The organism is Pseudomonas sp. KBN12P06040 (genome assembly GCF_037574965.1).
Lineage (GTDB): Bacteria > Pseudomonadota > Gammaproteobacteria > Pseudomonadales > Pseudomonadaceae > Pseudomonas > Pseudomonas aeruginosa.
In genome coordinates this window covers 3,373,380-3,388,420 of record NZ_JBBELS010000001.1, presented here as the reverse complement: position 1 = coordinate 3,388,420, position 15,041 = coordinate 3,373,380, and the positions used below count along the sequence as shown (strand labels likewise).

The window sequence follows — 15,041 nt, the reverse complement described above, 5'->3', positions numbered from 1 at the left end:
CAGGATTCGGGCGCGCGGCGGAGCTTCCTAGGATGGCGATGAGCGCCGTTTGGCGCCCGTGCCTTGTCCTGTCTCCCCGGAGGAATGAAGTGATGAACAAGAACAACGCCTTGCGCGGCCTGCTGGTGCTGGCCGGTCTCAGCCTCTCGAGCCTGGCGCTGGCCCACGGCGATGTGACCCCCCAGGCAGTGGACACCAAGGGACTCGAGCCGCTGGGCAAGGAATGGCGCGACACCAACCCCTACCGCGAGCCCTACGCCAAGCACGACCTCGCCGTCGAGATCGGCGCCTCCGCCTACAACCAGAACTGCGCGCGCTGCCACGGCCTGGAAGCCAAGTCCGGCGGCATCGCCCCGGACCTGCGCCTGCTGGAGACCGGCGCCGAGGGCGACGAATGGTTCAAGGAGCGGGTCATCAACGGCGCGGTGCGCGATGGCGCGGTGTACATGCCGAAGATGGCCGACTTCATCAGCCAGGAAGGCCTCTGGGCGATCCGCAGCTATCTGGAAAGCGTGCACGTCGACGAGTGACGCGCCCGACCCTTCGCCGCCGACCGCGGCGCCCTTGCACGAGTCCGCCGCGCCACGGCGGAACGACCACACAGGAGAGCTTCGCCATGATCTACGCAGCGCCCGGAACCCCCGGTGCCGTCGTCACCTTCAAGCCTCGCTACGGCAACTACATCGGCGGCGAGTTCGTGCCTCCGGTCAAGGGCCAGTACTTCACCAACACCTCGCCGGTGAACGGCCAGCCGATCGCCGAGTTCCCCCGTTCCACCGCCGAGGACATCGACAAGGCCCTCGACGCCGCCCACGCCGCCGCCGACGCCTGGGGCCGTACCTCGGTGCAGGAGCGTTCGAACATCCTGCTGAAGATCGCCGACCGCATCGAGCAGAACCTGGAACTGCTCGCCGTCACCGAGACCTGGGACAACGGCAAGGCCGTGCGCGAGACCCTCAACGCCGACATCCCCCTGGCCGCCGACCACTTCCGCTACTTCGCCGGCTGCATTCGCGCCCAGGAAGGCTCCGCCGCCGAGATCAACGACAGCACCGTGGCCTACCACATCCATGAGCCGCTGGGCGTGGTCGGGCAGATCATCCCGTGGAACTTCCCGCTGCTGATGGCCGCCTGGAAGCTGGCCCCGGCGCTGGCCGCCGGCAACTGCGTGGTGCTCAAGCCGGCCGAGCAGACCCCGCTGGGCATCTGCGTGCTGCTGGAACTCATCGGCGACCTGCTGCCGCCGGGCGTGCTCAACGTCGTCCAGGGCTTCGGCAGGGAGGCCGGCGAGGCCCTGGCCACCAGCAAGCGCATCGCCAAAATCGCCTTCACCGGTTCCACCCCGGTCGGCTCGCACATCCTCAAGTGTGCGGCGGAGAACATTATTCCCTCCACCGTCGAGCTGGGCGGCAAGAGCCCGAACATCTACTTCGAAGACATCATGCAGGCCGAACCGGCGTTCATCGAGAAGGCCGCCGAGGGCCTGGTGCTGGCCTTCTTCAACCAGGGCGAGGTGTGCACCTGCCCGTCCCGCGCGCTGGTCCAGGAGTCGATCTACCCGGCGTTCATGGAAGAGGTGCTGAAGAAGGTCAGGGCGATCAAGCGCGGCGACCCGCTGGACACCGAGACCATGGTCGGCGCCCAGGCCTCCCAGCAGCAGTACGAGAAGATCCTCTCCTACCTCGACATCGCCCAGCAGGAAGGCGCCGAAGTGCTCACCGGCGGCAGCGTCGAGAAGCTCGAAGGCAACCTGGCCAGCGGCTACTACATCCAGCCGACCCTGCTCAAGGGGCACAACGGCATGCGCGTGTTCCAGGAGGAAATCTTCGGCCCGGTGGTCGGCGTCACCACCTTCAAGGACGAAGCCGAGGCCCTGGCCATCGCCAACGACACCGAGTACGGCCTCGGCGCCGGCCTCTGGACCCGCGACATCAACCGCGCCTACCGCATGGGCCGCGGGATCAAGGCCGGTCGCGTGTGGACCAACTGCTACCACCTGTACCCGGCCCACGCCGCGTTCGGCGGCTACAAGAAGTCCGGCGTCGGTCGCGAGACGCACAAGATGATGCTCGACCACTACCAGCAGACCAAGAACCTGCTGGTGAGCTACGACATCGACCCGCTGGGCTTCTTCTGAGCGGTCCTCAGCCGCCGCGGATCGCTCCGACCCGCGGCCTTTCCGCCAAGGCACCTGCGGGTGCGCTCGTCCCGCGTCCCGACGCGGCTTTCCCCATGGCGGGTTCTGGCGCGACGCGGCCCTGGCCGCGTCTTTTTTTTCGCCTCGCCGCCGCCCCGGCATGGACTAGGCTTCTGCCCTGCACCAGGGCGAACCAGGGGGGCGCAACGGCGATCTCCCGGCGAACCTTGGGCGGAACAGGCAGTCCCTACCAAATCAGGGGGAAAACTCCTTCGAAAGTCTCATTCGGAGCGAGCCCCGCTGATGTTTAACTCGACCTGCCGGAATCGCCCGGCCCCACCAGAGAGGATCGACCCCATGTGGACCAAGCCCAGCTTCACCGACCTGCGTCTCGGTTTCGAAGTGACCCTCTACTTCGCCAACCGCTGATCCGTTCGGCCCCGGTCTTCCGGGGCCTCCCTCCAGCCCGCGGGGCAGACCCATGCACATCCGTATTCTCGGTTCGGCCGCCGGCGGCGGCTTCCCCCAGTGGAACTGCAACTGCCGCAACTGTCGTGGGGTCCGCGACGGCAGCGTAGCGGCCCAGCCACGCACGCAATCCTCCATCGCCCTGTCCGACGACGGCGAGCGCTGGATCCTCTGCAACGCCTCGCCCGACATCCGTGCCCAGATCGCCGCCTTCCCGGCCCTCCAGCCGGCGCGTCGGCCGCGCGATACGGCGATCGGCGCGATCGTCCTGCTCGACAGCCAGATCGACCACACCACCGGCCTGCTCAGCCTGCGCGAAGGCTGCCCGCACGAAGTCTGGTGCACGCAGATGGTCCACCAGGACCTCAGCGAAGGCTTCCCGCTGTTCCCCATGCTTTCCCACTGGAACGGCGGCCTGCGCCACCGGCCGATCGCCCTCGATGGCGAGCCTTTCGCCATCCCGGCCTGTCCGCGCCTGCGCTTCACTGCGATCCCCCTGCGCAGTAGCGCGCCGCCGTATTCCCCGCATCGCGGCGATCCGCATCCGGGCGACAACATCGGCCTGTTCGTCGAGGACCTCGATAGCGCCGGTGCGCTGTTCTATGCACCGGGCCTCGGCGAGGTGGACGAGGCGCTGCTCGAATGGATGCGCCGCGCCGACTGCCTGCTGGTGGACGGTACGCTCTGGCGCGACGACGAGATGCTGGTCTGCGAGGTCGGTGACAAGCTCGGCCGGCAGATGGGGCACCTGGCGCAGAGCGGGCCGGGCGGCATGCTCGAGGTGCTGGCGAAGGTGCCGGCCGCGCGCAAGGTACTCATCCACATCAACAACACCAATCCCATCCTCGACACCGCTTCGGCCGAACGCGCCGAGCTGGATGCCAGTGGCATCGAAGTGGCCTGGGATGGCATGCACATCCAGCTGTAGGGGGCCAACATGAGCCGTGCCGCCATGGATCGCGCCGAATTCGAACGGGCGCTGCGCGACAAGGGACGCTACTACCATATCCACCATCCGTTCCATGTCGCGATGTACGAGGGCCGTGCCAGTCGCGAACAGATCCAGGGCTGGGTGGCGAACCGTTTCTACTACCAGGTCAACATCCCGCTGAAGGACGCGGCGATCCTGGCCAACTGTCCCGACCGCGAGGTCCGCCGCGAGTGGATCCAGCGTATCCTCGACCACGACGGCGCCCCCGGCGAGGCGGGCGGCATCGAGGCCTGGCTGCGTCTGGCGGAAGCGGTGGGCCTGGAGCGCGAGCAGGTGCTGTCCGAGGAGCGGGTGCTGCCCGGCGTGCGCTTCGCCGTCGACGCCTACGTCAACTTCGCCCGTCGCGCCAGTTGGCAGGAGGCGGCGAGCAGTTCGCTGACCGAACTCTTCGCCCCGCAGATCCACCAGTCGCGGCTGGACAGTTGGCCGCGCCACTATCCGTGGATCGAGGCGGCCGGCTACGAGTATTTCCGCAGTCGCCTGGCCCAGGCCCGGCGCGACGTCGAGCACGGCCTGCGGATCACCCTGGAGCACTATCGGACCCGCGAGGCACAGGAACGCATGCTGGATATCCTGCAATTCAAGCTGGACGTGTTGTGGAGCATGCTCGACGCGATGAGCATGGCCTACGAACTCGAACGCCCGCCGTACCATACGGTGACCCGCGAGCGGGTCTGGCATCGGGGTCTGGCATCATGAGCCTGCCGTCGCTCGACAGCGTGCCGACGCTGCGCCGGGGCTTCCGCTTCCAGTTCGAACCGGCCCAGGACTGCCATGTGCTGCTCTACCCCGAAGGCATGGTCAAGCTCAACGACAGCGCCGGGGAAATCCTCAAGCTGGTCGATGGCCGCCGCGACGTGGCGGCCATCGTCGCGGCGCTGCGCGAGCGTTTCCCCGAAGTCCCCGGCATAGACGAAGACATCCTGGCGTTCCTCGAGGTGGCCCATGCGCAATTCTGGATCGAGCTGCAGTGAAAGCGTGGGGCCGCCGCTCTGGCTGCTGGCCGAGCTGACCTATCGCTGTCCGTTGCAGTGCCCGTACTGCTCGAACCCGCTGGAATTCGCCCGCGAGGGCGCCGAGCTGAGTACCGCGGAATGGATCGAGGTGTTCCGCCAGGCTCGCGAGCTGGGCGCCGCACAGCTCGGTTTCTCCGGCGGCGAGCCGCTGCTGCGCCAGGACCTCGCCGAACTGATCGAGGCAGGGCGCGGCCTGGGCTTCTACACCAACCTGATCACCTCCGGCATCGGCCTCGACGAGGCACGCCTGGCGCGCTTCGCCGAGGCCGGGCTGGACCACGTGCAGATCAGCTTCCAGGCCGCTGACGAAGAAGTGAACAACCTGCTCGCCGGCTCACGCAAGGCCTTCGCCCAGAAACTGGCGATGGCCCGCGCGGTGAAGGCGCACGGCTATCCGATGGTGCTCAACTTCGTCACCCACCGGCACAACATCGACAACATCGAGCGGATCATCCAGCTGTGCATCGAGCTGGAAGCCGATTACGTCGAACTCGCCACTTGCCAGTTCTACGGCTGGGCCGCGCTGAACCGTGCCGGGCTGCTGCCGACCCGCGCCCAACTGGAGCGCGCCGAGCGGATCACCGCCGAATACCGCCAGCGGCTGGCCGCCGAAGGCAATCCGTGCAAGCTGATCTTCGTCACCCCCGACTACTACGAGGAACGGCCGAAGGCCTGCATGGGCGGCTGGGCCAGCGTATTCCTCGACATCACCCCCGACGGCACCGCGCTGCCGTGTCACAGCGCGCGGCAATTGCCGGTGCAGTTTCCCAACGTGCGCGAGCACAGCCTGCGCCACATCTGGTACGAATCGTTCGGCTTCAACCGTTACCGCGGCGACGCCTGGATGCCCGAACCCTGCCGTTCCTGCGAGGAGAAGGAGAGGGACCACGGCGGCTGCCGCTGCCAGGCGTTCCTCCTCACCGGCGATGCCGACGCCACCGACCCGGTCTGCGCCAAGTCGGCACGGCACGACCTGATCCTCGCGGCCCGTCGCCAGGCCGAGGAGGCGCCGCTTGGCCTGGACGCGCTGACCTGGCGCAACCAGCGCGCGTCACGCCTGATCTGCAAGGCCTGAGGCAATGGTCGACTACGGCGACTGGCCGAGCGACTGGAGCGCCGAGCGCGCGGTAGCCGCCGGGCGCGATTTCAGCGAGCTGAAGGCGGCCCATGGCGGGCTGGCCTGGGTGGAATTCGATCCGGCCAGCGCGCGCTCGCGCCTGTACCTGTGGCGCGACGGCGTGCTGGAGGAGCCCACCGCGCCGGACGGCTCGGTGCGCAGCCGGGTCTACGAGTACGGCGGCGGCGCCTGCTGCGTGACGCTCGACGGGCTGGCCTGGGTCGACGAAACCGACCAGCAGGTACGCCGCTGGCGAGCGGGCCGCGCAGCCCAAGTGCTGGGCGGCGGGGCGCAGTGTCGCTACGGCGACCTGGCCTACGTCGATGCCTGGGATGCCCTGCTGGCGGTGGAGGAGAGCCATGGGCCGGCCGGGGTCGTGCATCGCATCGTGCGCCTGGACGCCGATGGCGCGCGCCGGGTGCTGGTCGAGGGCGCCGATTTCTACGCCGCGCCGCGTGCCGCCGGCCAGGGGCGGCGGCTGGCCTGGATCGAATGGGACCGTCCGCACCAGCCCTGGACCGAGACCCGCCTGGGCCTGGCGGAGAATGGGCGTACGCGCTGCCTGGCCGGAGCCGGAGGCGGCGAGTCGATCCAGCAACCACGCTTCGATCCCGCCGGCCGCCTTCACTGGCTGAGCGACCGCGACGGCTGGTGGCGTCCCTGCGCCGAGGTCGCGTTGGCCGGTCGCTTCGCCGATGCCGACCACGCTGGCGCGCCCTGGCAACTGGGCGCTTGCAGCTACCTGCCGCTGGGAGAGGGAAGGCTGCTGCTCAGTCGCGTCGAGGCCGGCGGCGGGCAACTCTTCCTGCGCGAAGCGGACGGCAGCGAGCGGCGCCTGGCCGCGGACTGGAACCGGTTCGCCGGACTGGCCGCGGATGCCCGGGCGTTCTACTGCATCGCGGCGGCGGCCGGACGCCTGCCGGCGCTGCTGGCGATCCACCGCGACGACCTGCGCGTCGAGGTGCTGCGTGGCGGCGAGCGACCGCTGGCGGAGGATGACCTGTCGCATCCGCAGGCCTTCGTCTATGGGCTGGGCAACGGCGAAAACGGCCACGGTTTCTTCTATCCGCCGCGCAATGCCCGCCGCCGCGTCGATCCCCGACGACCAGCGCCGCTGCTGGTGTGGCTGCATGGCGGACCGACCTCGATGCATTCGCCGGCGTTCGATGCCGGCCTGCAATTCTGGACCCAGCGCGGTTTCGCCGTGGCGGCGCTGAACTACCGGGGCAGCAGCGGCTACGGCCGCGCCTATCGGCAGCGCTTGCGCGGCCAGTGGGGGCGCCTGGAGTTGCGCGATATCGAGGCCGCGCTGGCGCAGCTGGACGCGGAGGGATGGATCGACCGCGCCCGGGTCTTCGTCCGTGGCGCCAGCGCCGGAGGCTACAGCGCGCTGCGCGCCCTGGCTTGCCTCGATGGCCTGCGCGGCGGCGCCAGTCTCTATGGGGTCAGCGATCCGTTGGCACTGGCGCGTTGCACCCACAAGTTCGAGGGCGACTACCTCGACTGGCTGATCGGCGACCCGCAGCGCCAGCGCCGTCGCTACCTGGCGCGCAGTCCGGTGCTGCAGGTCGGGCGCATCCGCGCGCCGGTGGTGTTCTTCCAGGGCGGGCTCGACGCGGTGGTGGTGCCGGAGCAGACCGAGGCGATGGTCGCCGGCCTGCGGCGTAGCGGCGTGCGCGTGGAGTGCCACCGCTATCCGCAGGAACGCCACGGTTTCCGCCAGCCGGCCAATCGCGCCCATGCGCTGCTGGCGGAATGGCGCTTCTACCTGGGCTTGCTGGAGGATTGAAAGGACCCGCCAAGGTCGCATTGCAATAACCGACGAATGCAGTAGGCTGCCGGCAATGTCCGATAACAATAAGAATGGTCTGTCAGATGAGCCACGACCTCAGCCAACTGCGTAAATTCGTCTCGCCCGAGATCATCTTCGGCGCCGGCTGCCGGCACAGCGTCGCCAACTACGTGAAGACCTTCGGTGCGCGCAAGGTCCTGCTGGTCTCCGACCCCGGCGTGCTCGCCGCCGGCTGGGTCGCCGACATCCAGGCAAGCCTGGAGGGACAGGGCATCGACTACTGCCTGTATACCGACGTTTCGCCCAACCCCCGGGTCGACGAGGTGATGCTCGGCGCCGAGTTCTATCGCAGCGAGGGCTGCAACGTGATCGTCGCGGTGGGCGGCGGCAGCCCGATGGATTGCGCCAAGGGCATCGGCATCGTCGCCGCCCATGGCCGCAGCATCCTCGAGTTCGAAGGCGTCGACCGGCTGCGGGTGCCGAGTCCGCCGCTGATCCTGATCCCGACCACCGCCGGGACTTCGGCGGACGTCTCGCAGTTCGTGATCATTTCCAACCAGGACGAGCGCATGAAGTTCTCCGTGGTGAGCAAGGCGGTTGTGCCTGACGTCTCGCTGATCGACCCGGAAACCACGTTGACCATGGATCCCTTCCTTTCCGCCTGTACCGGCATCGATGCACTGGTACACGCCATCGAGGCGTTCGTCTCCACCGGCCACGGGCCGCTGACCGATCCCCACGCGCTGGAAGCGATGCGCCTGATCGATGGCAATCTGGTACAGATGATCGCCAACCCCGGCGACATCGCCCTGCGCGAGAAGATCATGCTCGGGAGCATGCAGGCCGGGCTGGCCTTCTCCAACGCCATCCTCGGCGCGGTGCATGCCATGTCGCACAGCCTCGGCGGCTATCTCGACCTGCCCCACGGCCTGTGCAACGCGGCGCTGGTCGAACACGTGGTGGCGTTCAACTACAGCGCCGCGCCGGAACGCTTCAAGGTGATCGCCGAGACCTTCGGCATCGATTGCCGCGGTCTGACCCAGGGGCAGGTCCGCCAGCGCCTGGTGGACCACCTGATCGCCTTCAAGCACGCCGTGGGTTTCCACGAGAGCCTCGCCCTGCACGGGGTCGGCAGCTCCGACATTCCCTTCCTCTCGCGCCACGCGATGCAGGACCCGTGCATCCTTACCAACCCGCGCGAGTCGAGCCAGCGCGATGTCGAGGTGGTCTATGGCGAGGCCCTCTGAGCAGCAGCAGGAGGCCCTGGCCGGGTTACTCGGCCTGGGCAGCCACTCCGCGCGCAAGAGCCACTACCCGGAGCTGCTGGCGCGCCTGGAGGAGCTGGAGGCCGAGCGCAACCGCTACAAATGGCTGTTCGAGCACGCGGTGCACGGCATCTTCCAGGCCAGCCTCGGCCAGGGGCTGCGCGCCGCCAATCCGGCGCTGGCGCAGATGCTCGGCTACGACGATCCGCAACAGGTGCTCTGGTCGCTGGAGGACATGGCCGGGCAACTGTTCGTCGGCGGCGAGGCCGAGATGCGACGGATCCGCGCGCTGCTGCGCGAGCGCGGCGGCCTGTTCGGCTACGAGACGCGCCTCTGGCGCAGGGACGGCAGTCACATCGAGGTATTGATGAACCTGCTGCTCAGGCACGACGAGGAAGAATTGGTCGAAGGTTTCGTCGCCGACATCACCGAACGGGTCCAGGCCCAGCAGCGCCTGCAGACCATGAACGAGGAACTGGAGCGGCGGGTAGCCGAGCGCACCCACGAGCTGGAAGAACTCAACCGCCAGTTGCGCCAGGCGCGCGACGCCGCCGAAGCCGCCAACCACAGCAAGGACAAGTACCTCGCCGCCGCCAGCCACGACCTGCTGCAACCGCTCAACGCGGCGCGGCTGCTGGTCGATACCCTGCGTGAGCGGGGCCTGCCGGCCGCCGAACTGCAACTGGTGGAGCGCACCCACCTGGCCCTGGAAGGCGCCGAGACCTTGCTCACCGACCTGCTGGAAATCGCCCGGCTCGACCAGAGTGCGATCCGTCCGGACCTGGACGACTATTCCCTCGACGAACTGCTCGCTCCGCTGGCCTCGGAGTTCGAGGAAGTCGCGCGTGCCGCCGGCCTGGCCCTGCGTGCGCGGATCCCGCGACTGGCAGTGCGCACCGACGCGCGCCTGCTGTCGCGGATCCTGCGCAACTTGCTCAGCAACGCCTGCCGCTACACCGAGCGCGGCAGCGTGCTGCTGGGGGCGCGCCGGCGTGGCGGCAAGGTACGCCTGGAGGTGTGGGACACTGGCCGGGGCATCCCCGCCGACCAGTTGCAGGCGATCTTCCTCGAGTTCAACCAACTGGACGCCGGGCGCGCTTCCGAGCGCCGTGGCGTCGGACTCGGGCTGGCCATCGTCGACCGTATCGCCGGCATCCTCGGCTACCGCATCGAGGTGCATTCGACTCCAGGCCGAGGCTCGCTGTTCGCCATCGAGGTGCCGCTGGTCCGCAAGCCGGCGCGGCCAGCACCCGGCGAGGCGATTGCGCGGGTTTCGGCTGGTGATCCGCTGCCGGGACGGCGGCTGCTGGTGGTGGACAACGAGACCGAGATTCTCTTCAGCATGTCCGCGCTGCTCGGCCAGTGGGGCTGCGAGGTGCTTACCGCCACCGACCTGGAAGGCGCGCGCAAGGCGCTCGATGGCCGCGCGCCGGATGCGATCCTGGTCGACTACCACCTGGACCACGGCGCTACCGGTTGCCAGTTGCTGGGCGCCTTGCGCGAGGACTACGGCGCGGAGATCGCCGCGGTGATGATCACCGCCGACCGCAGCGACGATTGCCGCCGCGCGCTGGTCCGCCTGGGCGTGCCGCTGCTCAACAAGCCGCTGAAGCCCGGCAAGCTGCGCGCGGCCCTGAGCGCCTTGCTCGGCGAGCTCTAGAACGCGTACCGCCGCCTGGGACGGTGCACGCCCTAGCCGGGCCGGCGGCTGCGCCGGTGCAGTGCGACGGCCAGGGCCAGCCCGCCGAGCGAGGCCAGGCAGGCGAAGAGGAACATCGAGCGGAAGCCGAACAGGTTGGCGACGAAGCCCACCAGCGGCCCGGTGATGCCCAGCGACAGGTCGACGAACAGCGAGTAGGCGCCCAGCGCCGCGCCACGGTTGGAAGCCGGTACCAGGTTCACCGCTTCCACGCCGAACGCCGGGAACACCAGGGAGAAGCCGAAGCCGGTGAGGGCCGCGCCGGCCAGGCCGACCCAGGGATTCGGCGCGCTCCACAGCAACAGCAGGCCGAGGCTTTCGACGCCGAGGCAGATGAACGCCACGCGGAAGCCGCCGAGCCGGTTGATGCTATTGGCGAACAACAGCCGGGCGCCGATGAAGCAACCGCCGAAGGCACTCAGGCAGAGCACTGCGTTGGCCCAGCCACGGCTGGCGTAGTAGAGGGTGATGAAGGTGGCGATGGTGCCGAAGCCGATCGCCCCCAGCGCCAGGCCCATGCCGTGCGGGGTGACCCGGCCGAGCACATGGTGGAACGGCAGTCGCTCGCCGTGCACCAGCGGCGCCGGCAACTTCGGCCAGGCCAGGGCGAAGCCGAGTGCCCCGAGCAGGACGATGGACGCGCCCATGCTCCACAGCCCCAGCCACTGCACCAGCAGCACCCCTAGCGGCGCCCCGAGGGCGATGGCACCGTAGCTGGCGATGCCGTTCCAGGAAATCACCTTGGCGGTGTGCGGCGCGCCGACCCGGCCGATGCCCCAGCCGATCGCCGCCGAGCCGACCAGGCTTTCCGCCGCGCCGAGTACCAGGCGGCCGACCAGCAGGCTGGCCAGGCTCAGCGCCGGCCAGCCCTGGATCGCCACCGAGAGCAGCATGAACAGCCCGCTCGCGGCGCTGCCGGCCATGCCGTAGAGCACCGCGCGCTTCGGCCCGAGGCCGTCGATGACGCGCCCGGCGTAGGGCCGGGCGAGCAGGGTGGCGAGGTACTGCAGGCTGATCACCAGGCCGGCCAGCACCGAGCCGTAGCCGAGGTCGTCGTGCACGTAGCCGGGCAGCACCGCCAGCGGGATGCCGATGGTCAGGTAGCCGATGAAGGTGAACATCACCACCGAGACGATCTGCAGGGTGACGTTTTGCCGGGCGCTGTCCTGCGCCGGCGGGGTGGGGCGGATATCGACGGACATGTGGGAAACGCGGTCGCAGTGGGTTGTCGCGGTCCGCCATGATGACCGTTGCGGATGACGAATGAAAGCAGGCTAACGGATTCGCCGGGCTATCGGCGACGCGCGGTGCCCGGCGCTAGCGCGTTCAGAGACGCTGGAAGAGACCCGGGTAATCGATCACCAGGCCCTGTTCGTCCACCAGCAGTACCGCTTTGAACGCGCTGCCTTCGAGGTTCTCGTAGAGGTAGTGGCTGGCGTCCAGGCGGGTGTAGGCCTGGCGCATGCTACGCGGCTCCAGGGCCGGGGCCTCGATGTAGAGCGCGCGGATTTCCGCGCGCTGGCCATCGGCCAGGCCCAGGCGGCGGATCGGGAAGGTGTTGGTGAAGGGGCTTGGCCAGAGATCGATGTCCAGGCAACCGTCGAACGCCGGTAGCGCTTCGCCGTCGCCGTCCTGCCAGTGGCCGCGGCCATCGGCGAGCAGGTGCAGCTTGCGCACCCCGGTTTCGCTTTCGACGTGGAACACCGCCTCACGCAGATGCCAGTCGGCGTCCCAGCGCAGCCGGTAGTCCAATTGGTAGGGCAGGCCGCTGCGTTCGTCCGGCGCGCGCAACTGGCTTTCCGCCTGGTCGTCCTCCAGGCGCAGGGCCTCCCAGCTGGACGACGGCGAGCGCCACAGGCCGGCCCAGGTGTACAGACGGTCGCGACTCATGCGTCGAGTACCAGGCCGAGGCGCTGGCGCTTGGGCAGGCGCGCCACCACCAGTTGATGGGAACGGACCAGGGCCTCGCGCAACTCCGCCGCCTTCATCGGGTAGGGGCGGGCCATGACGATCCAGTGCGCGCGCGCCAGGTAGGGCGCCGGACGGATGCCGGGGCGGTCGACATAGCCGAGGAACAGCTCGCTGCCGACCTTGAAGGCCAGGCCGCCGTCCTTGTCGACGAAGTCGAGGATGGCGAACATCTTGTTGCCGGCCACCGAGAACACCCGGTTCGAACCCCACTTGAGGTCTTCCCGGGCGCCGGGCAGTTGCAGGCAGAAGGCGGCGATCTGGTCGGCGGTCATGGACGCTCCGGTGGCGGTTCAGTCGCGGAAATACACTTCCAGGAGATGGTAGCCGAACTGGCTCTTCAGCGGACCCTGGAGCACGCCCACGGGTTTCCTGAAGATGGCATTGTCGATGGACCTGACCATCTGCCCCGGACGCACCTCGCCGAGGTCGCCGCCGCGCTTGCCGGACGGGCAGGTCGAATGCTTCTTCGCCAGTGTGGCGAAGTCCTCGCCCTTGGCCAGGCGCTGCTTCAGTTGCGCGGCCTCGGCTTCGGTCTTGACTAGGATGTGGCGGGCCATGGCGACGGGCATGGGATTACCTTTTGCGGTAGGACGGAACGCGCATTCTAGCCCAGGCTCGCCGCGGCTTCAGTCGCGCAGTTCGGCGAGGTCGCGATAAAGCTCCAGCGCCTGCGGGTTGGCCAGGGCGTCGGTGTTCTTCACCGGGCGGCCGTGGATCACGTTGCGCACCGCAAGCTCGACGATCTTGCCGCTCAGGGTGCGCGGGATATCGGCGACCTGGATGATCTTCGCCGGTACGTGGCGCGGCGTGGCGTTGGCGCGGATGGTCTGGCGGATGCGTTCACGCAGCGGCTCGTCGAGTCGCACGCCGTCGCGCAGGCGGACGAACAGCAGCACACGCACATCGCCCTGCCAGTCCTGGCCGATGGCGATGGACTCGAGGACTTCCTCGACCTTTTCCACCTGGCGGTAGATTTCCGCGGTGCCGATGCGCACGCCGCCGGGATTGAGCACCGCGTCGGAGCGGCCGTGGATGACCAGCCCGCCGTGGGCGGTTTCCTCGGCGTAGTCGCCATGGGCCCAGACGCCGGGAAAGCTGGCGAAGTAGGCGTCGTGGAACCTGGAGCCATCCGGGTCGTTCCAGAAGCCCAGCGGGATCGACGGGAAATGCCGGGTGCAGACCAGCTCGCCCTTGCCGCTGGCGAGGCGGCGGCCGTCGTCGTCCCAGATTTCCACGGCCATGCCCAGCGCCTTGCATTGCAGTTCGCCGCGCCACACCGGCAGCACCGGGTTGCCGATGGCGAAGCAGGAAACGATGTCGGTGCCGCCGGAGATCGACGACAGGCAGAGGTCGCTCTTCAGCTCGCGGTAGACGTAGTCGAAGCTTTCGTGGGCCAGCGGCGAACCGGTGGAGAGCAGTGTCCTCAGGCTGTCCAGGCGGTGGCTGTGGCGCGGGCGCACGCCGGCCTTCTCGAGCGCCGCCAGGTACTTGGCGCTGGCGCCGAACACGGCGATGTCCTCGGCGTCGACGAGGTCCAGCAGGCGCTCGGGGCCGGGGTGGAACGGCGAGCCGTCGTAGAGCACCAGGCTGGCGCCCACCGCCAGGCCGGAGGCCAGCCAGTTCCACATCATCCAGCCGCAGGTGGTGTAGTAGAACAGCCGGTCGCCGTCGCCCAGGTCGGTGTGCAGGCCGTGCTCCTTGAGATGTTGCAGGAGCACGCCGCCGGTGGCATGGACGATGCATTTGGGGACTCCGGTGGTGCCCGACGAATAGAGGATGTACAGCGGCTGCTCGAAGGGCACCGGGGTGAAGACCGGCTCGCCCTCGGCCTGGTAGAACCCGTCCCACAGCGCGACCTGCGCCTGGCAGCGGTAGTCCTGCGGCTGCGCCTGCGGACGGTCGTAGGGCACCACCAGCAGTTGCTCCAGGCCGGGCAGGCCGGCGAGCACCTCGTTGAGCTTGGCGGTCAGGTCCAGCGACTTGCCGGCGTAGCGGTAGCCGGCACAGGCGATCAGCACGCGCGGTTCGATCTGGCCGAAGCGGTCGATCACGCCCTGGGTACCGAAGTCCGGCGAGCAGCTCGACCAGGTCGCGCCGAGGCTGGCGGTGGCGAGCATGCCGACCACGGTCTGCCAGGTGTTCGGCATCAGCGCGGCGACCCGGTCGCCGGGGCCTATGCCCAGGGCGGCGAGGCGCTTCTGCAGGCCCGCCACGTGACGGGCCAGTTCGGCGTGGCTGAGCACCTCGCGGCGACCGTCTTCGCTCACCGCGATCAGCGCCGGGGCATCATCGCGGCGGCGCAGCAGGTGTTCGGCGAAATTCAGCGTGGCGCCGGGAAACCAGCGCGCCGAGGGCATCTGCGTGCCTTCCTCGAGGACCGCACGCGGCGGTTGCTGGAAGCGCACCTCGAAGAAGTCGACGATGGCCTGCCAGAACGCCTCGCGCCGCTCCACGCTCCAGGCATGCAGCGCCGGGTAGTCGGCCAGACCGAGGGCATGGCGCTGGTTGACGAAGCGCCGGAAGGCCTCCATGCGACTGGCGGCGATGCGTTCGGCGGAAGGGCTCCAGAGCGGTGCGGGCATGGC

The 15,041-nt window shown here is 68.8% G+C and carries 15 protein-coding genes; 10 read left to right on the top strand and 5 right to left on the bottom strand.

Annotated elements, in window-relative coordinates; all coding sequences use genetic code 11:
- The first annotated feature begins 92 nt into the window (after positions 1-92).
- The 10 genes from pedF (at position 93) to VQ067_RS15890 (ending at position 10,446) form a co-directional block, all read left to right on the top strand.
- Complete coding sequence (gene pedF / locus VQ067_RS15935; RefSeq protein WP_003088533.1) at positions 93-530, top strand: cytochrome c-550 PedF; 438 nt, start codon at positions 93-95, stop codon at positions 528-530.
- 86 nt (positions 531-616) lie between these two features.
- Positions 617-2,137, top strand: a complete 1,521-nt coding sequence (gene exaC, locus VQ067_RS15930; protein ID WP_023094760.1) for an acetaldehyde dehydrogenase ExaC — start codon at positions 617-619, stop codon at positions 2,135-2,137.
- Between the two features lie 357 nt (positions 2,138-2,494).
- Positions 2,495-2,566, top strand: coding sequence for a pyrroloquinoline quinone precursor peptide PqqA (pqqA, locus tag VQ067_RS15925; protein ID WP_003106462.1), 72 nt, complete (start codon positions 2,495-2,497; stop codon positions 2,564-2,566).
- A gap of 52 nt (positions 2,567-2,618) precedes the next feature.
- Positions 2,619-3,533 carry a pyrroloquinoline quinone biosynthesis protein PqqB gene (gene pqqB / locus VQ067_RS15920; protein WP_003113495.1) on the top strand — a complete coding sequence of 305 codons (915 nt, stop codon included), beginning with the start codon at positions 2,619-2,621 and terminating at the stop codon, positions 3,531-3,533.
- 9 nt (positions 3,534-3,542) lie between these two features.
- Entirely contained in the window at positions 3,543-4,295 is a 753-nt protein-coding gene (pqqC, locus tag VQ067_RS15915) for a pyrroloquinoline-quinone synthase PqqC (protein WP_003111679.1), read from the top strand.
- Positions 4,292-4,570: a pyrroloquinoline quinone biosynthesis peptide chaperone PqqD gene (gene pqqD, locus VQ067_RS15910; protein ID WP_003111678.1), complete on the top strand. Its 279-nt coding sequence runs from the start codon at positions 4,292-4,294 to the stop codon at positions 4,568-4,570. Before pqqC ends, pqqD begins: the two co-directional genes overlap by 4 nt.
- On the top strand, positions 4,542-5,687 hold the full coding sequence (pqqE, locus tag VQ067_RS15905; RefSeq protein WP_003119136.1) for a pyrroloquinoline quinone biosynthesis protein PqqE: 1,146 nt from the start codon (positions 4,542-4,544) through the stop codon (positions 5,685-5,687). Before pqqD ends, pqqE begins: the two co-directional genes overlap by 29 nt.
- A 4-nt stretch (positions 5,688-5,691) precedes the next feature.
- Positions 5,692-7,518 carry an alpha/beta hydrolase family protein gene (locus VQ067_RS15900; protein ID WP_033991033.1) on the top strand — a complete coding sequence of 609 codons (1,827 nt, stop codon included), beginning with the start codon at positions 5,692-5,694 and terminating at the stop codon, positions 7,516-7,518.
- 86 nt (positions 7,519-7,604) lie between these two features.
- On the top strand, positions 7,605-8,768 hold the full coding sequence (ercA, locus tag VQ067_RS15895; protein ID WP_003088548.1) for an alcohol dehydrogenase-like regulatory protein ErcA: 1,164 nt from the start codon (positions 7,605-7,607) through the stop codon (positions 8,766-8,768).
- Positions 8,752-10,446, top strand: a complete 1,695-nt coding sequence (locus tag VQ067_RS15890) for a hybrid sensor histidine kinase/response regulator (RefSeq protein WP_023118446.1) — start codon at positions 8,752-8,754, stop codon at positions 10,444-10,446. Before ercA ends, VQ067_RS15890 begins: the two co-directional genes overlap by 17 nt.
- Before the next feature lie 32 nt (positions 10,447-10,478).
- On the opposite strand, the gene VQ067_RS15885 is transcribed toward VQ067_RS15890, so the two are convergent.
- The 5 genes from VQ067_RS15885 to VQ067_RS15865 form a co-directional block, all read right to left on the bottom strand.
- Positions 10,479-11,687 (bottom strand): MFS transporter, encoded by a 1,209-nt coding sequence (locus tag VQ067_RS15885; RefSeq protein ID WP_033991034.1) that lies wholly within the window; start codon positions 11,685-11,687, stop codon positions 10,479-10,481.
- Positions 11,688-11,811: 124 nt separating this feature from the next.
- Positions 11,812-12,375, bottom strand: a complete 564-nt coding sequence (locus VQ067_RS15880; RefSeq protein WP_003132242.1) for a putative glycolipid-binding domain-containing protein — start codon at positions 12,373-12,375, stop codon at positions 11,812-11,814.
- Complete coding sequence (locus tag VQ067_RS15875; RefSeq protein ID WP_003111913.1) at positions 12,372-12,728, bottom strand: MmcQ/YjbR family DNA-binding protein; 357 nt, start codon at positions 12,726-12,728, stop codon at positions 12,372-12,374. The genes VQ067_RS15880 and VQ067_RS15875 overlap by 4 nt, the downstream gene beginning before the upstream one ends.
- A gap of 18 nt (positions 12,729-12,746) precedes the next feature.
- Positions 12,747-13,025, bottom strand: coding sequence for a peptidylprolyl isomerase (locus tag VQ067_RS15870; RefSeq protein ID WP_003088559.1), 279 nt, complete (start codon positions 13,023-13,025; stop codon positions 12,747-12,749).
- Positions 13,026-13,082: 57 nt separating this feature from the next.
- Positions 13,083-15,038: an acetoacetate--CoA ligase gene (locus VQ067_RS15865; RefSeq protein ID WP_033991036.1), complete on the bottom strand. Its 1,956-nt coding sequence runs from the start codon at positions 15,036-15,038 to the stop codon at positions 13,083-13,085.
- Positions 15,039-15,041 lie beyond the last annotated feature (3 nt).